26 protein-coding genes are annotated in these 24,498 nt (G+C 57.5%); 3 read left to right on the top strand and 23 right to left on the bottom strand.

Features of this window, described 5'->3' with window-relative positions:
- Nucleotides 1-162: 162 nt before the first annotated feature.
- A complete protein-coding gene (locus L6R21_22690; GenBank protein MCK6562017.1) occupies nucleotides 163-822 on the top strand; it encodes a YeeE/YedE family protein in 660 nt (219 codons plus the stop codon).
- Nucleotides 819-1,451 (top strand): rhodanese-like domain-containing protein, encoded by a 633-nt coding sequence (locus L6R21_22685; protein MCK6562016.1) that lies wholly within the window; start codon nucleotides 819-821, stop codon nucleotides 1,449-1,451. The genes L6R21_22690 and L6R21_22685 overlap by 4 nt, the downstream gene beginning before the upstream one ends.
- 129 nt (nucleotides 1,452-1,580) lie before the next feature.
- Here L6R21_22685 and L6R21_22680 read toward each other — a convergent pair whose 3' ends face one another.
- The 15 genes from L6R21_22680 to L6R21_22610 all read right to left on the bottom strand — a co-directional run bounded on the left by L6R21_22680 (nucleotide 1,581) and on the right by L6R21_22610 (nucleotide 14,274).
- Entirely contained in the window at nucleotides 1,581-2,006 is a 426-nt protein-coding gene (locus tag L6R21_22680) for a ferritin-like domain-containing protein (protein MCK6562015.1), read from the bottom strand.
- Between the two features lie 63 nt (nucleotides 2,007-2,069).
- On the bottom strand, nucleotides 2,070-2,453 hold the full coding sequence (locus L6R21_22675; protein MCK6562014.1) for a DUF302 domain-containing protein: 384 nt from the start codon (nucleotides 2,451-2,453) through the stop codon (nucleotides 2,070-2,072).
- 355 nt (nucleotides 2,454-2,808) lie between these two features.
- On the bottom strand, nucleotides 2,809-3,306 hold the full coding sequence (locus L6R21_22670; protein ID MCK6562013.1) for a heme-binding domain-containing protein: 498 nt from the start codon (nucleotides 3,304-3,306) through the stop codon (nucleotides 2,809-2,811).
- A gap of 12 nt (nucleotides 3,307-3,318) precedes the next feature.
- On the bottom strand, nucleotides 3,319-4,710 hold the full coding sequence (gene gltA, locus L6R21_22665) for an NADPH-dependent glutamate synthase (GenBank protein ID MCK6562012.1): 1,392 nt from the start codon (nucleotides 4,708-4,710) through the stop codon (nucleotides 3,319-3,321).
- Nucleotides 4,711-4,728: 18 nt separating this feature from the next.
- On the bottom strand, nucleotides 4,729-6,546 hold the full coding sequence (locus tag L6R21_22660) for a T9SS type A sorting domain-containing protein (GenBank protein MCK6562011.1): 1,818 nt from the start codon (nucleotides 6,544-6,546) through the stop codon (nucleotides 4,729-4,731).
- A gap of 30 nt (nucleotides 6,547-6,576) precedes the next feature.
- On the bottom strand, nucleotides 6,577-8,085 hold the full coding sequence (locus L6R21_22655) for a T9SS type A sorting domain-containing protein (GenBank protein ID MCK6562010.1): 1,509 nt from the start codon (nucleotides 8,083-8,085) through the stop codon (nucleotides 6,577-6,579).
- A 12-nt stretch (nucleotides 8,086-8,097) separates the two neighbouring features.
- Nucleotides 8,098-8,928, bottom strand: coding sequence for a sulfide/dihydroorotate dehydrogenase-like FAD/NAD-binding protein (locus tag L6R21_22650; protein ID MCK6562009.1), 831 nt, complete (start codon nucleotides 8,926-8,928; stop codon nucleotides 8,098-8,100).
- Nucleotides 8,929-8,932: 4 nt separating this feature from the next.
- Nucleotides 8,933-9,412 (bottom strand): hydrogenase iron-sulfur subunit, encoded by a 480-nt coding sequence (locus L6R21_22645; protein ID MCK6562008.1) that lies wholly within the window; start codon nucleotides 9,410-9,412, stop codon nucleotides 8,933-8,935.
- A gap of 11 nt (nucleotides 9,413-9,423) precedes the next feature.
- Nucleotides 9,424-9,885 (bottom strand): hypothetical protein, encoded by a 462-nt coding sequence (locus L6R21_22640; GenBank protein MCK6562007.1) that lies wholly within the window; start codon nucleotides 9,883-9,885, stop codon nucleotides 9,424-9,426.
- A 377-nt stretch (nucleotides 9,886-10,262) separates the two neighbouring features.
- Nucleotides 10,263-10,673 carry a hypothetical protein gene (locus L6R21_22635; GenBank protein MCK6562006.1) on the bottom strand — a complete coding sequence of 137 codons (411 nt, stop codon included), beginning with the start codon at nucleotides 10,671-10,673 and terminating at the stop codon, nucleotides 10,263-10,265.
- Nucleotides 10,674-10,837: 164 nt separating this feature from the next.
- A complete protein-coding gene (locus L6R21_22630) occupies nucleotides 10,838-11,242 on the bottom strand; it encodes a hypothetical protein (protein MCK6562005.1) in 405 nt (134 codons plus the stop codon).
- Between the two features lie 15 nt (nucleotides 11,243-11,257).
- A complete protein-coding gene (locus L6R21_22625) occupies nucleotides 11,258-11,422 on the bottom strand; it encodes a zinc ribbon domain-containing protein (GenBank protein ID MCK6562004.1) in 165 nt (54 codons plus the stop codon).
- 106 nt (nucleotides 11,423-11,528) lie between these two features.
- A complete protein-coding gene (locus L6R21_22620) occupies nucleotides 11,529-11,999 on the bottom strand; it encodes a YbaK/EbsC family protein (GenBank protein MCK6562003.1) in 471 nt (156 codons plus the stop codon).
- A 219-nt stretch (nucleotides 12,000-12,218) separates the two neighbouring features.
- On the bottom strand, nucleotides 12,219-12,659 hold the full coding sequence (locus L6R21_22615; GenBank protein MCK6562002.1) for a CBS domain-containing protein: 441 nt from the start codon (nucleotides 12,657-12,659) through the stop codon (nucleotides 12,219-12,221).
- A 49-nt stretch (nucleotides 12,660-12,708) separates the two neighbouring features.
- Nucleotides 12,709-14,274, bottom strand: a complete 1,566-nt coding sequence (locus tag L6R21_22610) for a T9SS type A sorting domain-containing protein (GenBank protein ID MCK6562001.1) — start codon at nucleotides 14,272-14,274, stop codon at nucleotides 12,709-12,711.
- On the opposite strand from L6R21_22610, the gene L6R21_22605 reads away from it, so the two are divergent.
- The gene (locus tag L6R21_22605) at nucleotides 14,239-14,760 is read left to right on the top strand and encodes a hypothetical protein (protein MCK6562000.1); all 522 of its coding nucleotides are present in this window, start codon (nucleotides 14,239-14,241) and stop codon (nucleotides 14,758-14,760) included. The two genes, L6R21_22610 and L6R21_22605, sit on opposite strands and share 36 nt — an antisense overlap.
- A gap of 199 nt (nucleotides 14,761-14,959) precedes the next feature.
- Here L6R21_22605 and L6R21_22600 read toward each other — a convergent pair whose 3' ends face one another.
- The 8 genes from L6R21_22600 to L6R21_22565 all read right to left on the bottom strand — a co-directional run bounded on the left by L6R21_22600 (nucleotide 14,960) and on the right by L6R21_22565 (nucleotide 24,253).
- On the bottom strand, nucleotides 14,960-17,023 hold the full coding sequence (locus L6R21_22600) for a T9SS type A sorting domain-containing protein (GenBank protein ID MCK6561999.1): 2,064 nt from the start codon (nucleotides 17,021-17,023) through the stop codon (nucleotides 14,960-14,962).
- Between the two features lie 18 nt (nucleotides 17,024-17,041).
- Nucleotides 17,042-17,659 carry a fumarate hydratase C-terminal domain-containing protein gene (locus L6R21_22595; GenBank protein ID MCK6561998.1) on the bottom strand — a complete coding sequence of 206 codons (618 nt, stop codon included), beginning with the start codon at nucleotides 17,657-17,659 and terminating at the stop codon, nucleotides 17,042-17,044.
- A gap of 29 nt (nucleotides 17,660-17,688) precedes the next feature.
- A complete protein-coding gene (locus tag L6R21_22590; protein MCK6561997.1) occupies nucleotides 17,689-18,567 on the bottom strand; it encodes a fumarate hydratase in 879 nt (292 codons plus the stop codon).
- Between the two features lie 213 nt (nucleotides 18,568-18,780).
- Complete coding sequence (locus tag L6R21_22585; GenBank protein ID MCK6561996.1) at nucleotides 18,781-19,917, bottom strand: host attachment protein; 1,137 nt, start codon at nucleotides 19,915-19,917, stop codon at nucleotides 18,781-18,783.
- Nucleotides 19,918-20,230: 313 nt separating this feature from the next.
- Nucleotides 20,231-21,139 (bottom strand): radical SAM protein, encoded by a 909-nt coding sequence (locus L6R21_22580; protein ID MCK6561995.1) that lies wholly within the window; start codon nucleotides 21,137-21,139, stop codon nucleotides 20,231-20,233.
- A gap of 60 nt (nucleotides 21,140-21,199) precedes the next feature.
- Nucleotides 21,200-21,925 (bottom strand): cytidylate kinase-like family protein, encoded by a 726-nt coding sequence (locus tag L6R21_22575; protein MCK6561994.1) that lies wholly within the window; start codon nucleotides 21,923-21,925, stop codon nucleotides 21,200-21,202.
- A gap of 126 nt (nucleotides 21,926-22,051) precedes the next feature.
- Nucleotides 22,052-23,368 (bottom strand): PLP-dependent aspartate aminotransferase family protein, encoded by a 1,317-nt coding sequence (locus L6R21_22570; protein MCK6561993.1) that lies wholly within the window; start codon nucleotides 23,366-23,368, stop codon nucleotides 22,052-22,054.
- Nucleotides 23,369-23,866: 498 nt separating this feature from the next.
- Entirely contained in the window at nucleotides 23,867-24,253 is a 387-nt protein-coding gene (locus L6R21_22565) for an STAS domain-containing protein (protein MCK6561992.1), read from the bottom strand.
- Nucleotides 24,254-24,498 lie beyond the last annotated feature (245 nt).

Genomic DNA, 24,498 nt, shown 5'->3' with positions numbered 1-24,498 from the left:
CATCCAGTATCGAGCATCCAGTATCGAGCATCCAGTATCGAGCATCCAGTATCGAGCATCCAGTATCGAGCATCCAGTATCGAGCATCCAGCATCCAGCATCCAGAATCCAGCATCCAGCATCCAGCATCCAGAATCCAGAATCCAGCAACGAGGAGTAATCATGCCAGCCCCACTTTATCCGCAGGAATTGTTCAGCGAGCAGACCAGCTTCGTGATTGCGTTTCTGCTCGGCATTCTCTTTGGCTTCACGCTGGAGCGTGCCGGCTTTGGCAGCAGCCGCAAGCTGGCCATGCAATTCTATTTTCGCGACATGACCGTGCTCAAAGTCATGTTCACTGCCATTGTGGTGGCGATGCTGGGCCTGCTCTATCTCAACTGGATGGAAGTGCTCGATCTTTCGCTGGTGTCGCTCAATCCCACGTTTTTGTGGCCGCAGATCATGGGCGGCGCGCTCATGGGCATCGGCTTCGTCGTCGGCGGCTATTGCCCCGGCACTTCGCTGGTTGCCGGCGCCACGGGCAAGCTTGACGGCATGATCTATGTCGCCGGCGCGCTGTTCGGCATGTTGCTTTACGGCGTGGCCTATCCGGCCTTGCAGGGCTTCGCCGAAAGCGGCAGCCTCGGCGAGGTTACACTGAGTGATTGGCTCAATCTCCGCCCTGGCGTCGTGGCGTTTTTGGTGGTACTGATGGCACTGGGCATGTTTTACGGCGCGGAATGGCTCGAAAAGAGATTCCAACCGCAACCGGCAGCGGCCGCTGCGGGCGCGGAACGCCGCGAGCAATCCGCCGCCGCACTGCAATTGGAGCAGACGATATGAAATGGCACACCCTCCTGGATCGGCGGTTCGGCGTGGCGTTGTTGATCATTCTCGGCGGCTTGTTGGCGCTCTCGCCCGCGGGTTTGCGCACCGCCACCGCGGTCTCGCCGCAGCAGTTGGCTGAGGCAATCATCAATGAACAGGATCATCTCACCGCGGAAGAGCTCGCGGCCTGGTTGATTGACAAAAAACCGGATCTGCTGGTGGTGGATATGCGCTCGGCGGAGGAATACGCGCAGTATCATATCCCCGGCGCGGTGCATATTCCCTTCAACCGGCTCTTCGAGGCTGAAGCGCTGGAGATGATGGCAGGCGACAAGACGGTGGTGCTATATTCGAACGGCGGCACGCACGCGGCGCAGGCGTGGGTGTTGCTCAAACAGCAGGGGATCGACAGCCGCGTGCTGCTGGGAGGTTTGAATTATTGGACGGCGGCGATTCTGAACCCCACCGCGCCGGGCGAAGCCGTGGCTGATGCGGAGATTCTCAAATACGAATTTCGCAAAGGCGCTGCGGGTTATTTTGGCGGCAGCGGCGTGGCGCCGGCACCACATGATTCTACTGCGCCTGCGAAGCCCAAAGTTTCGCTTCCGCCCGCCCAAAAGAAGAAAGCCCGGGCAGGCTGTTGAAACAAACTGCCGGGGCCTAACCTGCGGCACCGAGGCGGTGAAGACAACCAGGGCCTCGCGGCGTTTGCAAGACTTTGCGAGGCCATGCCGCAGGTGATCTGCCTTTTCCGTGCCGGCCGGAGAATCTTCTCAGAGCGGCCAGTCGCGCAGAATGCGCTCGGTTTCCTCGGAATGCCCGCTTTCATCCCGCACCATATCTTCGAGCTGCACCACGAGTCCCTTGTCCCCGAACTCTTCGGCGTCACGCGCGCGCTGGGTGTAATCCTTGGTGGCGCGGCGTTCGGCTGCCAAAACCGCTTCCAGCATCTCGCGATTGCCATGCGCTGCCGGCACCGGCCGCGGCGTGGTCGTCGGTTCGCCGCCGAGCGCAACGATCTTGTTGGCGAGAAATTGGGCGTGCAGTTGCTCATCCGCAATCTCCGCCGCAAAAAACTGCGACAATTGCGGCCGGAACGGCCCGCTCGCCTTGGCGGCGTACGTGAGATACTGAATGATGGCGCCCAATTCGCCCGCCAGATCTTCATTCAAGCGGTCAATCAACATCTGTTTGTTCATTGCTTGCCTCCAGGTTGGACCGCCGGGCCGCGGCGCGGCGACCCGCTGCGGCCCGGCCGAGCTTCATACGTTTTGAATGACTTGCTCGAGCTTGCGCCGCACTTCACCGGCGATGCGACCGAGCTGTTCGTTGCGCACGGCAGCCATCGAAGCCACCGGATCGACCGCGGCCACCTCGACGCCGCCGGCTTTCTCCTGCACGATGACATTGCACGGCAACATCGTACCGATGTACTCTTCCGCCTGCAGCGCTTGATGCGCAAAGGGCGGGTTGCAAGCGCCGAGAATCTTGTAACGGCGGAAATCGACGTCGAGCTTTTTCTTCAAAGTCGCCTGTACGTCAATTTCCGTGAGAATGCCGAAGCCTTCCTGCTTGAGCGCTTCGGTCACCCGCGCGATCGCCTCTTCAAAGCCATAGCGCGTTTGCTTGACAAAGTAGTAACTCATCTCATGCTCTCCACGTGAAAGGCCCTTTTCAAACACAAGCAAAGAGGTTCTGCCCAAGAAGACTCCGGCAGAATCACAACAAGACGGCGTGGTCAGGAACGCCTGAACGCTGCCGCGCTATTGTGTCGATTCCCCTTCCTCCTGCTGCTTTCCCGTCGCAGTGGAAGCCTTGCGGCGATCCACGCCGCATGCTGACGACATTCAGGTCGGCACGCCGAGTTTGGGCAGGATCACCAACTGCAAAAGCAAATAGACAGCGAGAATCAAACCCACACTCAGAAGATCCATTGTTTTTCCTTTCGTGGCGAAAATGCTGATTGCCGGCCATGCGGTTGAATTGCGCCGCTGCCCGGACTCAGTGTTCGTGTTCTTGTTCGTGCTCGCCCACCGCTTCACCGCTCTGCTCCCCGTGCTGCTTGCCTCTGCCAAGCGTCGTCTGCAAGCCGCCCATCAACGCCTGCTTTTCTGGTTGCGAAAGCCGGGCCTGTGCGTGCAGCGGCAGGTAGAACCAGGGCGGCATTTTCCCCTTTTGCACTTGCTCAGCGGCTTCGTCAGCTTCTTTTTGTGGAAGATCCCATTCGGAGAAATTCAATTTGCGGCGGCCTTCATCAACGTCGTTTTGCACCAACCAGGATACCGGTGCAATGTTACTGTACCACGGCCATTGGGTTTGATTGCTGTGGCAATCGAAACAGGCGCGCCGGGCCAGCGCTGCTGTTTGCGGCGAATCCCAAGCCGGCTCCTGCCGCACGGGCGGATTCGTATGATTGCGGCCATAAGGCACGAATTGCATGAGAACGAAAATGCCAAGGAGAATAATGCCAGCCCAGCGAACCAAAGTTGCAAGCTTCATCGCGCTGCCTCATCAACGTAGAAATTCATGAATTGCCCTTGCCGCTTTCTTGCCGGCGCCCATCGCCAGGATAACGGTTGCGCCGCCGGTGGCAACATCGCCGCCGGCAAACACGCCCGGCTTGCTGGTCGCGCCGGTTTCGGGATCGATAGTGATGATGCCGTGCTTGCCTGTCTTCAATCCCGGCGTCGTGCGCGGAATGAGCGGGTTCGGTCCCTGGCCGATGGCCACCACCACGGTGTCAACGTCAAGAGTATAATTCGAATTCTCGATCGGCACTGGCCGCCGCCGCCCCGATTCATCGGGTTCGCCAAGCTGCATTTTGATGAGCTCGATTTGCGTCACCCAGCCTTTGCTGTCGCCCTGCACCGCCACCGGCGCTTCGAGGAAGCGAAACTCAACGCCTTCTTCTTCGGCATGATGCACTTCTTCCGCGCGCGCCGGTAACTCGGTGCGTGAGCGGCGATAAACCAAATACGCATGTTCTGCACCCATGCGTTTGGCGGTGCGCACGGCGTCCATGGCGGTGTTGCCGCCGCCGATCACGGCCACAGCCTTGCCGACTTTGACGGGCGTATCCCACTCCGGAAAACGATAGGCGCGCATGAGATTGAGGCGCGTGAGGAATTCATTTGCCGAATAAACGCCATTCAAGTTCTCGCCCGGCACGTTCATGAAATAAGGCAGGCCTGCGCCCGTGCCGATGAACACGGCATCGTATCGTCCCAGCAACTCATCTACCAATTCCGTGCGGCCGACAACGTGATTGGTGCGGAACTCCACGCCCATTTCGGCAAGCTGATCGACTTCCGCCTGCAGAATTGCCTTGGGCAAACGAAACTCCGGAATGCCATAAACCAACACCCCGCCGAGCTTGTGCAAAGCTTCGAACACGGTGACACGATAGCCGAGCTGAATCAATTCCCCGGCCACGGTTAGGCCCGCCGGGCCGCCGCCGACCACCGCGACCGACTTGCTCCGCTTGTTTGAGATATTGCTCGCCGGCGTGCCGTTGCTTTGCTCACGAACGTAGTCTGCCACAAAGCGCTCGAGGCGGCCGATGGCGATGGGCTGATACTTCTTGCCCATCACGCACACCAGCTCGCATTGACTTTCCTGCGGGCAGACGCGGCCGCAAACCGCGGGCAAGGCATTCTTGGTTCGAATGATTTCCGCCGCGCGAATAAAGTCGCCTTGCGCGACCCGGTCCACAAAAGCCGGAATGTCGATGCCCACCGGACAGCCCGCAATGCAGACCGGTTTCTTGCACTGCAGGCAGCGGCTGGCTTCAAACACAGCCTGATCATCATCGTAACCCAACGCGACTTCATCAAAATTAGAAATGCGGCGCTGCGGCGCCTGCTCGGGCATCGGTGTTTTTTCGGGGATGATTCGCTTCGCCATAACTTCTTTCAAGAGACACTATTTGACAACAAGCATTCTTTTGACTTCAAAATGATCGCCTGCTCTCAGACTGTAGAAATAGAATCCTGATCCTGCTGACAGAGCGTTCCAAAACACTCTGTATTCTCCCGCACGTTGATGACCCTCCACCAACTTTGCGACTTGTTGGCCTTGGAGATTGTGAACTGCGAGAAACACATCACCTTCTCGAGGAAGACGATAATGGATCTCCGTCCTCGCATTAAAAGGATTGGGGAAGTTTCCAATAAGGGCAAATGGTTCCAAGCCGGACTCATGGTTGTTCGAATCTGCCAGCCGTTTCTCGCTTCCGCCAGTTCCTGTAACGGCCACAGCATTTGAGTAGGCCGACAATTGCCCGATTGCATCTTCGGCTTTGACTTTGTAGGTAAGTGTCAGTCCTTGGCCGATGATCCAGTTTTCATCAGTGTACGACGTGTTGACTGTGATGGCGATCTGCGTATCATTGCGAAAAACGCGATATTGCTGTAAATCAACCTCGGTGTTGGCATCCCAAACGAGATGAGGATGCTGACCCGTGGTGGCCGTTTGAGCCAGATTCTTGGGAGCTTTGGGGGCCAGATCGTATTTCCTGTAGTAGATTTCATCGTTACTGTGTCGAGTATCAGTCCAGACAACGTGCACATTGCCATCGACATCTGCTGTAACGACTGGAGCAACATTGCTATTTGCGGTCGCCACCAAGTCATTAATGCTGCCCCAGCTTCCACCTACTTTGAAGCGGTATTGTATTTTGGCCGCTTCGGACCAAAAAACACGCACGTTTTTCTCCGGATCAACCGCCAAAGAAGGCCAAGTGTCCAAGTCTAGCTGATCGGGCTCGACATCTTCGACAGCATTCCATTGCTGCTGCTGGACATTCAAAAACCTGTATTGAATCCAACCGTATTGATCATGCTCTCTTGAGCGAGTGCCGACCACATGAAGATTACCGTCGACATCGAGCTGCGACCAACCATGTCCGCTCCTTGCTACAGAGGTTCCTCCATTTTCATCTAATTGAATCACCTTAAAAAGGTTTTGCCAAGCATTGCCCGCGTTTCGTTTGACATAGTAAATGCCATCCCCCTGGGCTTTGTTCATAAGCAAGTGCAGCTCACCGCCGGCTGAGGCCACGACAAAAGGATGCAGTTCCAAAGAACTACTGCCTACTGGTACTTCTGCTTCACTGGCCCAACTGGTACTCTTAAAACGCCGATAGAAGATTTGATCATCGTTTGGGGCGAGATCGTAAGCATAGAAAGCAAAGACGGTGTCGCCGGCGCTGCTGCTTATGAGGCTGGGCGCTGATTTTATGTCATTGTCCCACGGCACCCGGTAGCCACCCAAAACGCTGAGAGGAGTCTCTTGCTCAAGAAAAAGATTTTGATCAACATCCCAAACCGAGTAATAGACTTCATAACCTCCGTCTTTATTGTCCAACCATGCGATCCAAACCTGATTTCTCCAAGTGGGGAGCTTGGCGAGGCGAAACATTAGGGTTGGGTTAACAGCTGTAAAGCTATGTGGGCCAAGTGTAACCTGCTGCTCTGCCTGCCAGCCGTTTTTGTTACGCCTCATGTAAATGTCCCAGTCGTTTCCGCCATTACGGTTGTCACGCCAGACGACATAGATGGTATTGAAAGGGTCTACCATGACTGAGCGCGCTTGCCCCGCCAGGCGGTTTTGCTGTGTGGCGCTATTGTTGGTTACTCGAAACTCTGGTTGCCACGAGCCAGTTGATTGAGCAGAAACCGCCGACGAAATCATCACACAAATGATGATCGCTGCCCGCGTTGTTTTGATTGTCCGCTTCATACTTGCCTCCTTGAGTTTTAATGATCCGATCTACCTCAACAAGATCATTTTTGCTGTTCTTGTGCTTTTATCCACGGATAATGAGTAAAAATAAATCCCACTTGCAATCCCCTTCTCATTGTCCGTGATAGCTGACCATTTGACGATATGGTAGCCGGGGGGCTTTAATTCATTTACCAGAGTTTCAACTTCTCGGCCAAAAATGTCATATATCGTGAGCTGCACTCGTGCTGAAAAACGTAAGCAAAATGCAATCGTGGTAGAGCTATTGAAAGGGTTGGGGTAATTTCGATATAATTCGAAGAAGGTTGTGAACGAGTAAACTGATTCACCCCCTACAGCCGTCACAGGAACGTACTCTAAAAGCTGATGAGGATGGGTGCCGTATAAGATCTCACTATAACCATTATTGTTCGCGTCATACGTATCTAAATCCGACCCCCCATAATCCATAATGAAAACACATTGAAAGTTGTTGTCTGCAACAGCATTGTAAACGCGCAAGTTTGACTCACTAGCGATAACAAATTCATCAACACCATCATCATCCACATCTCCAGCCACCATTTTACCAAACCCTAATGGAAACTCGCAGAGAGTATCTTGCCAAACAATCTCATACTGATTATTACCAATGGTTTCAAACATTGTATAAAGTTTATAACCGTGCTCAAAACTTGCAGCACCTATGACAAATTCCGGTTTGCCATCTTGATCAGCATCATTAATGGCTACACCTCTCATGGCGTTCTGGACAAAGGCCTTTCCCGTCCAGTGTTGATAAAAAGAATCGTTGTCAGCAGTCTCAAAACCGTGAACAACTCCGCGTGTATCTCCGACTATAATCTCTTTAAAACCGTCCATGTCAAAATCACCAAAGATCTTATCACCATAGTTTTCGCCAACAATGAGGCGTCCGACTTCTTTGTAGCCGCTACGACCATCCCACTCCCAGATAAAGATTGCTGCCTCCTGAAGAACAGAATCGGCAAAGCCAAAAACAAATTCACGCAGCCCGTCATTGTCAAGATCCTCGTCATAAACTGTCTGTCTGACCAAGAATCCAAAATCCCACATACGCAACTGCCATTTAAGATTGATAGAATCAGGAATAGGATAAGATAAGGAGTCCAGGCTTTCGTAAACAAACAGGTTTTGCCTGTCGTCTTGGTGGGATATGGCAAGTTCCACAAGGCCGTCCCCATCACTATCTCCGATCCACTCGGGATGATCAAAGCCACCTAAAACCGTTCTGCCTTCGTATACTTGCCTTGCATATCTGTTGTCACCAGTGTATTCAAATATCTTGAGGCGGTAGCCCCCATTGGGATTCCCTAGAGGCGGACCGGAACCCACAATATCCACAAGGCCGTTGTGATTCAAATCCGCAAAGCCGCGAATAAAGCCCAGGCCAGGAATTTCACCGAGGCGAACCATATTCAAACCACTGCAATCGCCTCGTTGCGCAAACAACACTGCCGGATACGGCTCGGTGCAGGCAAGCAAACAAAGAATTCCTAAGAATCTCGAAAGGCTCATGGCCGTTTTCCTTCAAAACCTGCCTTCGTCGAATCGCTTCAACAGTACTCGCTCTTCTTCGCGATACATGCCCTGCCGCCGCACCAGCTCGTCGAAATCGACTTGATGCGCGTCGAAATCCGGGCCGTCGACGCAGGCGAACTTGACCTTGCCGCCGACGGTGACGCGGCAGCCGCCGCACATGCCGGTGCCATCGACCATGATGGGATTCAAACTCACAATCGTGGGAATGGCATGTGGCCGGGTCAATTCCGCCACCGCGCGCATCATCGGCACCGGGCCGATGCAAAACACGCGGTCGAGGTTCTCGCCGCGCTGCAGCATTTCCCCGAGCGGCCGTGTCACCAGGCCGTGCACGCCGTAGCTGCCATCATCGGTGGTGACGATGAGATGATCCGCCGCCTGCCGCATCTCCTCTTCGAGAATGAGCAGTGCGCGCGTGCGCGCGCCGATAATGGCCGTGACTTGATTTCCGGCAGCGCGCAGCGCGGCCACCACCGGGTAAATTTCTGCAACGCCCACACCGCCGGCCAGGCAAACACAGTGTCCGAAATTTTCGATCTGCGTCGGCTCACCGAGCGGGCCGCAGACATCCGGCAGAAAGTCACCGGCTTGTTTCTGTCCCAGCAGGCGCGTAGTCCGGCCCACCTCCTGAACGATCAACGAAATAGTGCCGCGCTCGGCCTCCGCCTTGGCGATGGTGATGGGAATGCGCTCACCCTCCTCGTGCACACGCAGGATGACGAATTGCCCGGCTTGACGATGCCGGGCAATTTCCGGGGCCAGCACTTCAAAGCGTTGGATGCCGGCTGCCAAAGTTTGTTTCTGGAGAATCTTGTACATCATGTCATCCGCAATAAGTGAGATTCCGGCCCAGCTCTTTCACTGCTGGCAGCGGCGGAAATCGCCGCAAGCTTTCCTGCATCTCGGCGAGCACACGGAAGAACTTCTCCTCCTCCCTGGCGGAAATCCACTCCAGGCGCAGGCGGCTCGGTGCAATGCGGTAGCTTTCCATGGCGCGCCAGAGGTTGGCGACGTGCTGGCGGACTTCCGCGCGTGTGTGCCGGCAGAATTCGCTGGCACAGGCCGCCAGCAGAATGCCGTCGGCACCGTAGAGCAGCGCTTTGAAAATCTCGCGGGCATGCACCTGCAGCAGGCATTCCACCGGTATGCCGGTGAAATGAGCCGGCAGTCTTCGCCGCGCGGGATGGGAAAGATCATTGAAAACCTGGGCGCCGCTCATGCACAAAAAGCCCACGAGGCGCGGTTGCCGGCCGGTGTGACCTGGCTCGGTGATTTCTGCTGATTGCGGTTCACTCGCGGTCACATGCACCTCCTTCATTGACAACACCTGCCATTGCGGCAACCATGATGTCCGTGGTGCCGGCGCGGCGCCGTCATTCCGCTTCTGCGGCTCGCGCTGCCGGCGGCGGACCATTTCGGAATGCCATCATCGTCTGCCAATTCGATCCTGGCAGCGCCCTGGGTAATGGTGTAGGGATAGAAATGCAGGCCGTCATCCTCTTTCTCAACCTCGCCGCGTAGCTCGGCCTCACCCTTTTTCAGTTCATAATCGTTTTGCTTCCAAAACCACTGCGGCCCGAGATGCACGCTGTATTCCTTGCCTTCGCTCTTGAAAGTGGCCTGCGGCAGAGCGATCGCGGTGATTTCTCCTTTGCGCAGAATGATCGCATCACTGTCCCAACGCTCACGCGCCGAGCCGCGCCGGCCCGGTTGCGCCCAAGCAGCCGCAGTCAACAGCAGAACCAATATGCCCGCAATCGTCACGAGTTTTCTCATTGCCGAACCTCCTGAGTTGGCGAATATTTCCAAGAGAGCTTCTCATGGCAGTAGGTTTAGACGTGACAAACCACATGCCTGAATCCAGCCCATTTGAGGGCTGCACCGGCACACTGCAAGTGTTTGAATTTTAGAGGCGTGCGCCCTGGCATCCGGACTTGCTCCGCTGCGCACGTTCGGCAAGGTTTGCAGGTATGCGAAAAGAAGTCGAAGGTTTCGCAGACTTGAGAATCAATCGCATGTCGTCGCGCTGCTTCATGCACAATGCCGCTTTCCCGGCAGTCTTGCGCTCGCGTGGGCATCTGCAAAGGCTGCGCGCGCGCCGGCCCACGAGCAGCCGGGACTGCGCAGCCGCGTGAGAGAAAACGGCATTGTGTTCATGAGGTCCGGCCGAGCAGATTCAAAATGCGCATGCGCTGCCAATTACTGCGCAACAAAATGCTGGCAAGCAACGGCGGCAGACCCATGGTCAACATCACAAAGAGAATGGTCGCGAGCGTGTTCGCCTCCCAGGTGATGATGGGATAACAGGCGAACACGAGCAAGCCTTCCCACAGCAGCAGCTTGGCGCCGAAATTTTCCCAGCGCCAGGCAATGGCAGCGGTGAGCAGAAAGATCAGGCCGGGCAGGGCAATGTGCAGCAGCACTCTTGCAGGTGCCACGCCGGCGTTGAAGCTCGAGCTCAATCCAAAAAACACCCACCAGCCGGCCCACAGCAAAGTCAGGCAGCGCGCGATCGTGCGCGTGTGGCGGCAGCGGATTGCAAGGATTTCGGCAAAGCTCGCCATGAGCGTCTCCTTCACCCCTCACCCAATTGCGTCTGAACGGTTCGCAGCGATTGAACGGAGCGCAAGCGCGGCCCGGCGCTGCGCGCGATGCCGCTGACCCCGGCAATCGCACGCAACACCACCGCCCTGGCCTTGCGCCGCGGAAACTGCAGTGAGTTCACCGCTCAGTGATAGGGCGGAAAGACTCGCGGCAGCTCCGCTTCCTTCACGTAATCGGAATCCAACACCTGCCTGGCTTCTTCGTTGGTCAAAACCCAGATGGCATAAATGCCCAGCGCCGTGCCGAGCGGGATGATCACCAGGCTGAGAAAGCCGGTCACCAAAGCCAGGGTTCGCGACCAGGCGCGGGGCTTGAGCAAGGCGAAGCCGGCCAGCAGTGCGGGCAGCGCGATGATGACAAACATGAAGGAGACCACGCCGGTGAAGCCGCTGCTGGTGGAAAGGATGCTGATCTTCCCCACCATCGGCACTTGGCCGGCGAGCGCCTGCCATTTGATCCACGCCACCACCAGCCCGAACAAGCCGAACAACAGGTAGAGACCACCGAGTGTTTTGACGTGATTCTTCATCGTATCACCCTTGCCTCAAGTCTTGCTGGAAGTTTTGGCAAAGAAGCTCGAGAGCACTTGCTCGACCTTTTTGCTTTTGCACTTTGGGCATTCCGGCTTTTTCTTGTCGTGTTCGTCCAGCCGCAACACCTCGATGAATTGATGGCCACAGTCTTGGCAGCGGTATTCATAGGTCGGCATGTCGGCTACCTCCTTTCTGTTGAAAGAGAACTTTGCCCGGGGCTTGCAAAACCGGGCGGCGGTTGGCAGCCACCCGGCCCTTTGCCGGCGCCCGCGGCAGACGGGATCATTGGGCGATGGTAAAATCCAGCACGCTGGGCTGCACCAGCTTGTCATAATCCTGATAGAGCAGGCGCATGACATCTTCGTGGGTGCCGGCGTTGAAAGTGATCATGTGATCCTGAATGAGATGGTGGCTGACGTACACCGGCAATTCATAGAAGTTCCCGAAGGGCGGCATGGCGCCCGGCTCGCAATCCGCGCAGACATGCGCCACTTCGCTCTCCGTGGCAACGCGGGCCTCGCTGGCCTTGAGCGCCTGGCGCACCTTTTCCAAATCGATTTGATCATTGGCCGGCAACACAAACATGCAGTACTTGTGGTCGACCGCCACGATCACGGTTTTGGCGAACAGGCGGCCGGGCGTGTGCGTGTGTGCGGCAGTCTCCTGCGCGGTGAAATCCCGGCGGTGGTGAACCACCTCGTAAGGAATACGCCGCGCATCGAGATGCGCCTTCAAGACTTGCAGCATCGGCATGGCGATTCTCCTTTCTGAATATTGGGTCACACTCAAAAACGATCCTGAAGCCGCAGCGAACGGGGAGTGGGGAATAGGGAATAGGGTGTAGGGTATAGGGAATTTGATGATGAATCAGAAATCAATTACCACCTACCACCCATCACCTACAACCCATCACCTACAACCCATCACCTACCATCTACCTCCTACCACTTGCCCCGCATCCCGCCGGCGAGATCAGTCTCCTCCCGGCGCATCAGCTCCGAGATAGGCGTTCATGCCCTCCAGCTCATGCGAGAGATGCTCGACGATGTGCCGCATGAGATGGCGCACCGAGAGCATGCCCTGCAGTTTGCCGAAATGATCGGTGAGCGGCAGGTGGCGGAAATTTTTGTCGGTCATGAATTCGAAGGCGTCGCTGGCTTCCATTTCCTGCGGCGCCACCAACGGGTCGCGGGTCATGACTTTTTCGACGTGCGTTTCATGCGGATCGCGGCCGGGGCGCACCACGCGCAGCATGAGATCGCGCTCGGTGAAAATGCCCACCGGCCGGCCGGCTTGATCCACCACTGCCACCGCGCCGACGCCAACATCACACATCTTCTCCACGGCGGTTTGCACGGTGTCCGCGGGCGACACCACCACCGGCGGCACACGCGCGATGCGCAAGAGCTTCATAGGCTTTCCTTTCGTTGTTTGGATGCGACACGGTGCAAGTCAACAGGTCTCAATGCACCAAAACCATCTTTCTCACCTGAACCTGTCCGCCCATCTTCAGGTGATACACGTAAACGCCGCTGGCCACTTGGCTGCCTGCCTGATCTTTACCCTCCCATCTTGCTTCATGCCTTCCTTCCAGTTGATGCGTCGCCGGAAAGGCATACACCTCTTCGCCCCGTGTGTTGTAAATAGCCAGCTCGGCCAGGCCGGCGCGCGGCAACGAATAGCGAATCGTCGTTCCCGTATTGAAGGGATTGGGATAATTTTGCGCAGACACGTACCGGAACGGAATCCGCGGTTCATCTTTGGCTGCCAGCACCGGGCCCAAGTCGCATTGATAAACACCGGCACCCTGCGTTCCCGCAAACAGCTTCTTTCTCTGCTGCTGCACGGCAAACGCAAGCGCAACAATGCGATCCGAGGGCAGGCCATCCATTTTGGTGAATGAGTTGCCGGCGTCGGCCGAACGCCAAACGCCCTCCCGCAGCGTGGCAATGAAGAATTCCTGGTTATGGCTGCAGCAAACGATACCGGATATGTCATCGTGAAACGGCAAATACGTCCAACTTTGTCCGGCGTCCTCGCTTCTGTACAATCGTGTGCCGCCCAGATAGAGGGTGCTGGGCTGGCGCGGGTCAATCCGGATAATGGTCTGATTCGAGTCCATGCCGGCGCGAATTTGCGACCAGGTTGCGCCTTGGTCAAGACTGCGATCGATGCTGCCGTCGCGCCGCAGCAGGTAGAGAATCTTGTTGTCGGTGGGATGAACCGCCAAATCCGTGGGGAAAGACGGGCTGGCTGGAATCGGCAATGGCTGCCAGGAATCGCCCTGATCGCGGGAGACTCTGCCGCTGGTCATGAAAATCAGGTTTGTATCCACCGGATCAAAAACCCAATTCCCGCCCCAATTGGCAATGCCAGCCTGCCAGGTTTTTCCAGCATCAGTGGATTTGAAGGTGTATTTCGATTCAGAGGCGTCGTGGACGCTGCAAAGCAGCAGTTGAGGGTTATGCGGGCTGATCGCTACTTGCATCACGCTGCTCATGAGCTGGCCGATCAACATCGTCGTCGGAGTCCAAGTGCCGCCTTCCAACGAATAGATTCCTCCACTGCTCGCAGCAATGATCTTTCCCGCATTTTCCGCCGCCGCCAGCGAGACCAAGTTTCCAGAAGGCGCGCTGGCAAACTGCCAGGTCTTGCCGGCATCTCTCGAACGATAAATGCCGTCATTTGACGTGCCGACGAGAATCAAGTCCGGCTGCTGCGCTGAAGTCGCCAGCGCAGTGACGATAGTCGTGATGTAGGGTACCCGAAAATGAGGCATGGCCAGGCCGGTGTTCTGTTCCGCCCAATGCTCGCCGCCATCAATGGTTCGAAAAAATCCTTCAGTCAATCCGGCAGACATGTGATCGGGATGGTGCCGGGAGATTCTGATGGCCCACGGAATGGAGTATCGGTCGAGACTGGATTTATAGGGAAGGGTTGCGGAACGGTCAAGCCAGGTTTCGCCCTCGTCGCGACTGAGGTAGAGCCTGTCATGCCCCGGTCCGTAACCGAGAACACCGACTGCCACAACCTTTTCCTGCTGCACCGTTGCAACATCAAACGACTGAACCTTCCAAAGATCTTCAAACGCGAAGAGGTGATGGGTTTTGCCGGAATCGGGGCTACGAAACAAGCCTTGCTCGCCACTGACCCAGAGAATTCCCTGATCATCCCAAAGGATTTCATCGCCAAGCATCTTGTTGTTGCGCACCACCCAAGAATCACCCGCGTCTGCAGAAAAACGCAATCCGGACTTGCCGAGGGCGAAAACGAGGCCGCCACGGACACACAGGCCATGGACCTGCATATCATTCACAATTGCCCAACTCGCACCCCCATCGTTACTGCGATACAGCGCACCAGCATCATAATAACTGGCCGTCTTGATTACCACGAACAAGGTTTCTGGTTGCATCTCGTCCAGAATCAGCCTGTGCGGCCAGCGCCTGCGATCAGCGACAGCGTCGAATTCCAGCCCGTGGGCCAGGATCTCCCAGAATTCTCCACCATCTGAGCTCTTGAGTACGCCGGAATACGGCTGAGCAGCAACAGCATAGACAATACTCGGATCGCGCGGGTGAATCACAATGGCCGTAACCTCCCCGCCGGAAGGGCCGCTCGTTCCCTGCCACTGACCGAAGCAGGGAACGACGGCCGCCACTGTCACCCACAGCAGAACTAGAATTCTGTCCTGGCCTGAAAGTCTCATGGGACTACCGCAGTAAGATCATCTTTCTCACCCGAACCTGTCCGCCCATCTTCAGGCGATACACGTACACGCCGCTGGCCACCAGGTTGCCTGCCTGATCTTTGCCGTCCCACGTCACGGCGTGACTGCCCGCTGCCTGCATGGCCGTGGGAAAGGTATAGATCTTCTTGCCCTGTACCTCATAAATCGCCAGCTCCACCGCGGCGGATTGCGGCAGGTCGTAGCGAATGACGGTGCTCGGGTTGAAGGGATTGGGATAGTTCTGCCACAGCCGGAACACCGGCGCAACCTCGCCCGGGTCTGCAATGTCAGTGAGCTGCACGCGGCGCGCTTCCTTCAACACCCAATTCTCCGGATCGAGCCGCACCGCCGCCGGGGTGGCGCGCAGCGGCAATTCGAACGTCTGCACCTGCAACGAATCCCACACCGTGAAGCGCTCAGTGGTGCGATCGAGGAAGACGATTTCCACCTCGAGCGGCATCTTGTAGAGATGATCGTAATCCGCAGACACGCGCGACTGAGTTTGCTCGATCTTCATGAACAGGGAGCTCCCGCCCGGGGACGAGAGCACGGTCGTGCCCCATTCATAGACCGGATAGTACGGCTCATAAATCCACTGCTGGAAAAACCAATCAAGCTCGCGGCCGCTCACCTGCTCGCAATAGTCGCGGAATTGCGCCGTGGTTGCGGTCTTGAACTTGAAAGCCGGGTCATTGGGATACCCGCGCAGAATGTTCATGAACACCGAATCGCCCAGCACGCGGCGCAGCATGTGCAGCACCCAGCCGCCTTTGTCGTAGACCGTGCTGTGAAAAATGTACCAGGGATTTTGCGTGTCGTAGCGGTAGATGGGATCGCGGCCCCAGCCCTGCAAATAGTTGAGCGCGGCCACCTGATAATCCAAATAGGCTTTTTTGCCTTTCGTCGCCTCGACCCATAAGGCTTCGCAATAGGTCGCGAAGCCTTCGTTCAACCAAATGTCGCCCCAGTTCTGACAGGTGACGAGATCGCCGAACCACTGATGCGCCAGCTCGTGCGCGTAGGTGTATTCCCAGTTGGTGCCGACGCCGCCGATGCTGGTCAAGGTTTGATGCTCCATCGCGCCGCCCCACTCGAACACGGCGTGGCCGTATTTTTCATCGAGGAAGGGATAATCGCCGAAGAGGTTGGAATAGACACGCAGCATGTCCGGCAGCTTGGCGAAAGCGGTCTGCGCAGCGGCCAATTGCGCGGGATAAACATAGTACATCAGCGGCATGAAGCGGCCGGGCGCATACTCGAATTGCGCGCTGAATGTGGCGTAGTTGGAAACCGCGAGTGAAACCAGGTAGGTGGTGATGGGATACTTCTCCTTCCACACGAAGGTTTTGGTCGCGTTGCCGTTGTCGATCTCCGCCACCAGCACGCCATTGGAGCCGACAACCATGTTCTGCGGCACGGTCACGGCAATGCGCACCGAGTCCGCCTTGTCGTCGGGATCATCTTTGCAGGGCCACCAGGTGCGCGCCAAATAGGGCTCGCTCAACGTCGAGATCACGAGATCGCCGTAGGAATTCTTGTCGAAGCCGAAGCCTTTGAGGCCGCCGGCGCGCGGCACGCCGGCGTAGTGCACGGTGATCTGAAAGGTTTCTCCGGGATTGTAGGGCCGGTCAAGCTGCACGGTCAGCATCCAATTGGCATGCGACCAATTGCTGACGTTACCGGTGACTTGCAGAGATTGCCACGGCGTGAGATCTTCGCGCGAGTCGAAATCGAGCGTGATCGCCTGGAGATTGGCGGCCTGGCTGCGAAACACGCCGGTCACCGTGCCCGCGAGATTGTAGGGCGCCGTCGCCAGCACCAGATTCAGGTCATAGTACACCGCGTCCCACTGGCTGGCTTGCGGATTCGACACTGCCGGCGCAGCGAGCAGCCGCTTGGCGAGGCCGGCCTGCTCGCTTTTGCGAGCGGCGCGGCTGGTGTGATACTTTTGCCAGAAATCGGCGTCAGCGGCAGTTTGCGGCAGGGCGGATTGCAACACCAGAAACGACAGCAAACACCCCCACCGCAGCAGGGAAAAACCTTTCATGTTGGTCCTCACTCGAGTTTACTTGATGGTTGACAATAATTCTTCCAGCTTTTGCTTCGAGCGCGCTTCCACCTCGGCATGCAGACTGCCGCCGTGGCTGTCCATGGTGACCACGGCGGGAAAGTCTTCCACGCGAATCAGCCACATGGCTTCGGGCACGCCGAGATCGAGCTTGTACACGTCGATCACTTCCTTGACGGATTGCGCAATATACGTCGCGGCGCCGCCAATGGCATGGAAATAAGCCGCCTTGAATTTGCGGCAGGCTTCGAGCGTTTTGGCGCCCATGCCGCCCTTGCCGATCACGCCCTTGACGTTGAACTTTTCAATCACCAGATGCTCATAAGGCTCTTCGCGAATGCTGGTGGTCGGGCCGGCGGCCACAAACCGGTATTTGCCGTTTTCCTTTGCCACCACCGGGCCGCAATGATAGATGACATTGCCCGCCAGCGCGCGCCGCAGAATCTCATACATCTGCCGCTCGCTTTCCGGCGGCTCCCGCTTGATGAAGTTTTCGATCATGTAATGATGCGCGGCATCGCGGCCGGTGATGATGGTGCCGCTCAACAAGACTTGGTCACCGACTTTGAGCGCGGCGATTTCCGCGTCGGTGGCCGGGAGTGAAAGTCGAATCATGATTTCCATCCTTTCGGCTCACAGGCTTTTCAATGAATTTCCACTTTGCCGTCGCGGACAATCAGGGTGCGCCGGCGGTCGGCCCAGCACATGTAGGACACGCTGACGAAGAAACTGGCGGGCAGGCGATGCGCCCAATCCGCCTTCACGCCCAGCAGGGTGGTTTTGCCGCCAAATCCCATCGGCCCAATGCCGAGCTGATTGGCCTTGGCCAGCACTTCGTCTTCAATTTCGGCCAGCACCGGGTTGGCATTGCGATCATCCAGCCGGCGGAAAAACTGCTTCTTTGAAATCATGTAGCTGGTTTCGCGATCGCCGCCGATGCCCACGCCCAAAATGCCGGGCGCGCAGCCTTTGCCCTGCGCTTGAAAGGCGGCGTCGAGAATGACTTTCTTGATGCCGGCGATATCACGGTCGGCGCCGAGCTTGGTGTTGGGCAGGCTGTATTGCGCGCCCACATTTTCACAGCCGCCGCCTTTGAGCATCAGCCGCACGCGCAATTGCGGCTCCTGCCATTCTTCGAAATGCACGACGGGAAACTCGCGGCCGGAATTGTTGCCGGAGTTCTTGCCGGTGAGCGAGTCCACGGCATTGGGCCGCAGGAAGGACTTGGCGGTGGCTTCCACCACGGCGGCTTCGATCATCTTGCGCAGGGGAATGGTCGACATGGCGGCGGGATAGTCCACATAGAAGATCAGCGTGCCGGTGTCCTGGCAAATCGGCGTTGTGCCGAGCTTGGACATTTGCACGTTTTGCAGGATGGTTTGCAGTGCGCTGGCGGCCGCGGAGGCGGGCTGTTCCGCCTGGGTTGCCCGCGTCAAGGAGGAGATGACATCATCCGGTAGCTCGACCGAAGTGCGGCGAATGAACTCGACCAGGTCATCTTTGAAATTGTCATTGAGATGCATAGATGCCTCGATAATTTGTGACTGCCTGGGTGGTTTCTTCGTTGCTGGACCAATGCCGGTCAGGCGCGCTCGCGCCCTCCGGGAGAGAACTCAAGCACACTTACCTGATGGAGCGACCATGCCAGTGCCGGGGAAGATGCTTGCAAACATGAGAAATAAGACAACGACTCATCATGCAAACGAAAACCGTCAACATTGGTCACGAGTTGTTTTTCAGAACCGCAGGAACGCACCGATGCCGCCGGCGGCCTGCAGTTGCTGGTCAACACTGCTGCGCACCCGCTCCACCATGCCGCCGGCCGACAGCACGCGCTCGGCCATGGGTTCGATCAAATCCTCCACCGGCTGCAGCGCGGCGCCGCAGTAGTCGCAGGACTCATGCTGGTCCGCGAACAAGCTGGCGCAATTCGGGCAACTCCTGCCGGCGGCGGCGAAGCCCTCGGCGTAGATGAGATGCCAAACCCGGCCTTCCTGCAGAGCCTGCAGGGTGTCGGCCAAACCCAGCGCGGCATGATTCTGCTTGGCCGCAGCCGTCACCAGGTCCGTAATCATTTCGCGCTTGCCGGCCGTCTCGATTTCGCGCTCGATGCTCATGGTGGCCTCGAGCACTTGGGGCTGGCCGGCGGTGACGGGCAAGTTGAGCAAACCAATCACGCGCGAGCGCAGGCGCTTGGGCAGCAACCGGCGCAGCTCACTGGTCACTTCCGGCGGGCCCGCCAGCACCAGCCGGTCAAACGCATATTGGGCTGCCAGACGATCCATCTTGTCGGAGACGTTTTTCAGGTGCCAGAGGGCGTGCCGCTCGGCGTGGCGTTGATTGGTGGGCTGGGAGCGCAGTTGATCCCGCGCGGGCGTCTTGATGTGTTTCACCTCGGCAGCGGCAAAAGCCTCCTGGGCTTCTTCGATCTCCCCGAGATAAACCATGAAGAGTCGGCTGTGCGTGCGATTGGTGAGAATCACACCGAAGCGCTCATATTCGTGCAGGGCTTCAGCCAGCGGGCTGAGATGCGGGGCCGGCTCCCACCACACGCCGCCGCGCAGCGGCACGTTGAAATCGTACCAGCGCCAAAACCCCCGGGCCTCATCACTGAAAAGGGCGAGACTTTGCCGGAAGAGTTTGTGTTCCTCCAAAAAGCGCAAAACGCGGCTGGTATTCGCGCGAAAACTGCCGAGCGCCTCCTTCGCCAGCCGCTGTTCGATCGCCCGCAGGCGTTGCTTCAGCTCGATCATCATCTGTTGTACGGCCTCCAACCCACGGGAGCGATCCTGCTGGAGGTACACGCTGAGAACCGGATGGTCGGGGTCGGGTTGATGCTGCAGCAGAGCATCCATTTCAGATTTGATCATCATGGCCACTCACCTTCTTTCGTGAGATGCAAACTGTCTGAAACTCTAATATGGGGAGCGCTGCCTGGTAACGCAGACCAAATCACAGGCTGTCTTCCGTTTCTCCTCTTGGTGATCATTTGCACAATGCCGGCCCTGCGTAGCATGCAGATTGGGCGCAAGAAGAGTGCCGCCCGACTCCGCAGATTTGTGCTGTTTTTCAAATACTTATCCCATAAGCATCAAACCCGGTCAGCAGAGCTTTTGCAGAGTTGAAAATTGCCTCGTGGAATCTCTCAGATTTGGGAAAGTGACAACGCCCGGCATGCAAAACGGCTCACGTGTCGAACCCGCGCCACAACCCGGCCGCCCGCGCCGCACGCAGCACGGCATGATATTCGGGCAGCGTGAGGCGGCGCGCCAGTTCGGGCAAGCCGTGCGCCTTGAATGCCGGCCGGTACTGATCCATGATGTTCACGTAACTGTTGCGCGAAATCTCCTCCGCGATGAAACGCAGCACTGCCTGCGAACCGGCCACCTGCTGCGGCAAAACGAGATGCCGGATCAACAAGCCGCGCTCGGCGAGACCATAGCGATTGACTTTGAGATCGCCCACCTGGCGGTGCATCTCCTGCACCGCCGGCCGCACGCGCTGCCAATAGTCTCGCACGCCGGAAAAACGGCGAGCATTGGCATCATCGGAATACTTGATGTCCGGCATGTAGATGTCAATGATGCCGTCGAGCAGTTGCAGCGTTTCCACCGCTTCATAGCCGCCGCAGTTGTAAACGAGAGGAATCTGCAGGCCGCGCTCGGCCGCCAGCGCCAGCGCCGCGACGATTTGCGGCACGAAATGGGTGGGCGTCACCAGATTGATATTGTGGCAACCGCGGCTCTGCAGATGCAACATGTGGCCGGCCAACTCCTCGATGGTCACCGGTTGCCCCATTTTCAGGTGGCTGATTTCATAATTCTGGCAGAACAGGCACCACAAATTGCAGTTGGTGAAAAAGATGGTGCCGGAGCCGCCCAAGCCCACCAATTCCGGTTCTTCACCAAAATGGCGGCCCGCGCTGGCAATCACCACTTCCGCGGTGGCGCGGCACTTGCCGATTTTGCCGGCAGCGCGATTGGCATGGCACCGGCGCGGGCACAGCGTGCAATCGTGCAGATGCGCCTGCAGCGTCTCGGCGCGGGCGGCAAGCTCGCCGCTCTGGTGGAGCGCAAGGTAGGAGGCTTGCGACATGGATAGGCAGGTCTCCTGCGCCGGCGGATTCGAGCCGGACCGCCGGCGCGGCGTCGCGTCTTATGCGGCCAGCGGCTTGAGTCTGCTGCCGGCCAGTGTGATCAAAAATTCCGTGGCCGTTTCGACCTCGAAATGCGCGGTGTTGATGGTCACATCATAAGCGAGGGCGTCGTTGGCGTGCGCATGAAAATGATGCTGCAAAAACTCCCGCCGCTTCTTGTCCGCTTCGGAGATGATCTGCCAGGCTTTCTTTTCCTCACAGTTCAGCTCTGCCATCAGCCGCCGGCAGCGCGCCTCCGGCGGAGCGACGATGCGCACGCGCAACCCGGCCTCCGGCGGCAGAATGAAATTCGCGCCTCGGCCCAGAATGATCACCCGGCCGAATTTCGCGACACCCAGCACCACCTGGGAAAGATGGCGAATGTACTGGGTGTTGTCGAAGCGCTGGCCGGTGAAGAGATTGCGCAGATAGGTATCCATCGCGCTCTGATGATGTTCATCGAAACGCGCCACCAGTTCCTCGCGGACATGCGTGCGGCTGGCAATTGCCTCGATGATCTCGCGGTCGTAGAGATGCCAACCCAGCCTCTCCGCCAGGCGCTGCGAAATCTCGTTGCCGCCGCTGCCCTGCTCGCGTGAAATGGTGAGGTAGGGCCCGAAGGTTTGCGGCGGCCGCTGCAACGATGATTTCGCCTGCTGCGCCCACTCCGTGCGTACCATTTCCCAGTGGTGCATGTGCTTGAGGATCTGCTTCTCCACCGGAATGTCGTGGAAAATCTTGCTCATGGCGACCTCCTTGCCGGTGATCCGCCCCGGAATCGTGCCAACAGTAGAATCACGGCCGGCGGATCACCCTGTACCGATCACTGTTTCTGACTCACTCACTCGTCTCTATCACGCCCTTGCCAAATTTCACACTCGCTCGAGCGCTTCGCGCAGATCTTCGATCAAGTCGTGCCTATCTTCCAACCCAATTGCCAGGCGAATGCCACCGGGTTCCATACCCCTTTTACGCTTCTCCTCCTCGGGAAGTGCCGAGTGCGTCATGGAGTAGGGACATTCGATCAGGGTCTTGAGTTGGCCCAAGCTCACCGCCAGCGTGATGGAATAGGCGTGATCAGCAGTGTAGTCGATGAAGGCCTCACCGCGGCTGCCGGCGGGGCGCGCATCCGTTTCCTTGAGCACGAAGTAGATCATGGCGCCCGGCGCAAACTTGCCTTCATAGTCGAACATTTGACGCTTGGCCAGTTCGAATTGCGGATGTGACTCCAGCCCCGGATAGATCACCCGCGCCACTTTGGGATGCTCCTGCAGGAAGCGTGCAACTCTGCCGGCTGTCTTTTGCTGGTTGATCATGCGCGTCGACAAAGTGGGCAGGCCGTACACCAAAATATTCCAGGCGCTTTTGGGTGACAACACCCCACCAAAATCTTTGCGATAGAGCATAAGCGGGCCGTAGAAACGCCGCGGCCCAATCACCGCGCCGCCCATATCCGTGCCGAATCCGCCGATGTCTTTGGTGAGGCTGTGCACGGAAAAATCTGCGCCGAGCGCGATCGGGCGCTGGCAAAACGGCGTGGCAAAGGTGTTGTCGACCACGATCTTGATCTGCCGCTCCAGCGGCCGGTCGCGGTTGACTTCATCCACGACTTTGCGCACTGCGCCGATATCGATCAAACTCAAATCCGGGTTCACCGGCGTTTCGAAATAGACCACGCGCGTTTTGAAAGAAATGGCCCGGCGCAATTCCTCTTCGTTTTGCATATTGACGAATTTGGTCACCACACCGTAGCGCGGCAGCCAATTGGTCACCAGACTGTAGGTGCAACCATAAAGCACTTGATGCGCCACGATCTCGTGGCCGGATTCACACAGCATGCCCAAAGTGGCGCTGATCGCGGCCATGCCGGTCGCAAAGGTCACGCACATTTCTCCGCCCTCGGCATAGGCAAGATTTTCCTCCAGCATGCCGCGCGTCGGCTCCTCCAGGCGTTCGTAGATGTAAATCGGCACATGCTTGGTGAAGTCGGTGGTCTCGCTGGCAAACTCGAAAAAGCCCTGTGCCCCGCGCTGCGCCGAGCTGAGGCGGTAGGTCGCGGAAGAGGACATTGGCGGCACGACGTGGTGATCGTAGTCCCATTTCTTGCTGTCATAATTGCCGTGAATCAAGTGGGTGCGCATGCGGTATTCCGCTTTGGCTCGTTTGCGATTCCTGGGCTTGTCAGTCATGGGGGTGGTCTCCTGGTTTGTGGCTCTGCGAAGGTTGGGGATGAGATTGGCTCTGGCAGGCGGGAAAACACCAGAAGGTCGCTCACGGGCAGAACGGCACAAGCCACACCGCCAGTGCACACTGATCCACTTTGTTGAATATCAATAAGTGTACCGCAAATAAATCAGAGCCACGCGAAAACGGGGTATGATTATCAGGAGGTTAGAGCGGTGGGGTTGCCCGGCTGAGTGCGGAATTCCCCGAGATTGCGAATCGGGCGGGAGAAGATTCGCAGTTCTGAAAAAAGCGGAACCGCCAGCCGGCAGCCAAAGGCGGGCGCGATTAGAACGCCATTAGCTGAGCGCCCCGCGCCCGCTCCGCGAGCGAGAATTCCCCCGCCCTGCCGCGCGGTGCCGGTGAACGTCGAAGCCGTTTGATGGCGCACCGTCGAAGGCGAAAACCTACTGCCCGCCTCACAATTACGCGACAACCGGTTGCGCGCTGCGAGAGATTCGTGGTCAATGCACCACGGCCGCGACGGGTTGATTTTCAGCAGAGGCCGGTTTGTAGGCAAAGCTGGCCACCGCCTCCTCCACGCTGGTGTAAGCCTCCACCACGGTTTCCAGCTTGGTGAGATGGAAATACCGCTGCGTCATGTGATGCAGATTGGCAAAACGGATGTCGCCGCCATGATCGCGCAGGGCGGTGAGACAGGCAATAATAGCGCCGATGCCGCTGCTGTTGATCCACTGGACTTGGCCAAAGTCCATCACCAGGCAATTCACGCCGCCGGCAATCATGTCCTTCAGCCGGATGCACATCATTTGCGTTTCCGGATCACCCATGATCTTGCCCTGCAGATGAAAGATCTTGATCGGGCCGCGGTTTTCTTCGGTGCAACTCATTGGTTTCCTCCTGGATTTTTCAGTTTAGACGCGAGTGGTCCTCGAAAAGATGGCAGCCGCTTGAATCGAATGGCGCATCGCAGCCTGCAGCCTCGCTTCTGTCTCCGACCTCACGAAAACCACAGGCCGGCAAAATTCTGTGCCGGCTTTTCGGACAACGCGTGCTTGCTTCAATCCCTCGGGTGTCTGTCATGCCACCGCTTTTGCAGGGCGGCATGCTCTGATTGCGCAGGATTTAGACGTTA

This window comes from bacterium (genome assembly GCA_023150945.1).
Classification (GTDB): Bacteria; Zhuqueibacterota; Zhuqueibacteria; order Zhuqueibacterales; family Zhuqueibacteraceae; genus Coneutiohabitans.
The sequence above is the reverse complement of the archived record's forward strand: the minus strand, read 5'-3'. Positions and strand labels throughout refer to the sequence as shown.

Bases quoted from the DNA above. Each gene is read 5' to 3' on its own strand.
- L6R21_22690 (MCK6562017.1), top strand. From the start codon at position 163: ATGCCAGCCCCACTTTATCCGCAGGAATTGTTCAGCGAGCAGACCAGC.
- L6R21_22685 (MCK6562016.1), top strand. From the start codon at position 819: ATGAAATGGCACACCCTCCTGGATCGGCGGTTCGGCGTGGCGTTGTTG.
- L6R21_22680 (MCK6562015.1), bottom strand. From the start codon at position 2,006: ATGAACAAACAGATGTTGATTGACCGCTTGAATGAAGATCTGGCGGGC.
- L6R21_22675 (MCK6562014.1), bottom strand. From the start codon at position 2,453: ATGAGTTACTACTTTGTCAAGCAAACGCGCTATGGCTTTGAAGAGGCG.
- L6R21_22670 (MCK6562013.1), bottom strand. From the start codon at position 3,306: ATGAAGCTTGCAACTTTGGTTCGCTGGGCTGGCATTATTCTCCTTGGC.
- gltA (MCK6562012.1), bottom strand. From the start codon at position 4,710: ATGGCGAAGCGAATCATCCCCGAAAAAACACCGATGCCCGAGCAGGCG.
- L6R21_22660 (MCK6562011.1), bottom strand. From the start codon at position 6,546: ATGAAGCGGACAATCAAAACAACGCGGGCAGCGATCATCATTTGTGTG.
- L6R21_22655 (MCK6562010.1), bottom strand. From the start codon at position 8,085: ATGAGCCTTTCGAGATTCTTAGGAATTCTTTGTTTGCTTGCCTGCACC.
- L6R21_22650 (MCK6562009.1), bottom strand. From the start codon at position 8,928: ATGTACAAGATTCTCCAGAAACAAACTTTGGCAGCCGGCATCCAACGC.
- L6R21_22640 (MCK6562007.1), bottom strand. From the start codon at position 9,885: ATGAGAAAACTCGTGACGATTGCGGGCATATTGGTTCTGCTGTTGACT.
- L6R21_22635 (MCK6562006.1), bottom strand. From the start codon at position 10,673: ATGGCGAGCTTTGCCGAAATCCTTGCAATCCGCTGCCGCCACACGCGC.
- L6R21_22630 (MCK6562005.1), bottom strand. From the start codon at position 11,242: ATGAAGAATCACGTCAAAACACTCGGTGGTCTCTACCTGTTGTTCGGC.
- L6R21_22625 (MCK6562004.1), bottom strand. From the start codon at position 11,422: ATGCCGACCTATGAATACCGCTGCCAAGACTGTGGCCATCAATTCATC.
- L6R21_22620 (MCK6562003.1), bottom strand. From the start codon at position 11,999: ATGCCGATGCTGCAAGTCTTGAAGGCGCATCTCGATGCGCGGCGTATT.
- L6R21_22615 (MCK6562002.1), bottom strand. From the start codon at position 12,659: ATGAAGCTCTTGCGCATCGCGCGTGTGCCGCCGGTGGTGGTGTCGCCC.
- L6R21_22605 (MCK6562000.1), top strand. From the start codon at position 14,239: ATGCCCCGGTCCGTAACCGAGAACACCGACTGCCACAACCTTTTCCTG.
- L6R21_22600 (MCK6561999.1), bottom strand. From the start codon at position 17,023: ATGAAAGGTTTTTCCCTGCTGCGGTGGGGGTGTTTGCTGTCGTTTCTG.
- L6R21_22595 (MCK6561998.1), bottom strand. From the start codon at position 17,659: ATGATTCGACTTTCACTCCCGGCCACCGACGCGGAAATCGCCGCGCTC.
- L6R21_22590 (MCK6561997.1), bottom strand. From the start codon at position 18,567: ATGCATCTCAATGACAATTTCAAAGATGACCTGGTCGAGTTCATTCGC.
- L6R21_22585 (MCK6561996.1), bottom strand. From the start codon at position 19,917: ATGATGATCAAATCTGAAATGGATGCTCTGCTGCAGCATCAACCCGAC.
- L6R21_22580 (MCK6561995.1), bottom strand. From the start codon at position 21,139: ATGTCGCAAGCCTCCTACCTTGCGCTCCACCAGAGCGGCGAGCTTGCC.
- L6R21_22575 (MCK6561994.1), bottom strand. From the start codon at position 21,925: ATGAGCAAGATTTTCCACGACATTCCGGTGGAGAAGCAGATCCTCAAG.
- L6R21_22570 (MCK6561993.1), bottom strand. From the start codon at position 23,368: ATGACTGACAAGCCCAGGAATCGCAAACGAGCCAAAGCGGAATACCGC.
- L6R21_22565 (MCK6561992.1), bottom strand. From the start codon at position 24,253: ATGAGTTGCACCGAAGAAAACCGCGGCCCGATCAAGATCTTTCATCTG.